Here is a 255-nt window from a genome sequence, read left to right as displayed (position 1 = left end):
CTGAATCGGCGAAAACAACCCACGTAAAGGTGAAGGAAGGTCTAGCATTCTGTAACCAACTTTTTGGGGTCACTTCAAACGCAGCCAGCCCATTTTGGATGCTTTTTCAGCATGGCTCCGTGAACAACCCCCCCGGGTATTGCCGAAAAGTGCACTTGGGCAAGCAATCAAATATTGTCGTAATCAATGGGACCGTTTAGTGGTATTTTTAGAGGATGGTCGTCTGGAAATCGATAACAACCGGGCAGAACGGTC

General features: G+C 47.8%; 1 pseudogene. It reads left to right on the top strand.

Annotated elements, in window-relative coordinates:
- Positions 1 to 255, top strand: a pseudogene (locus M3210_RS20300) (IS66 family transposase); the annotation flags it as partial.

Origin of the sequence: Oceanobacillus luteolus (genome assembly GCF_023715655.1) — a bacterium.
Taxonomy (GTDB): Bacteria; Bacillota; Bacilli; order Bacillales; family Amphibacillaceae; genus Oceanobacillus; species Oceanobacillus luteolus.
Note: the sequence above shows the minus strand (reverse complement) of the source record. Positions and strands in the feature narration are given on the sequence as shown.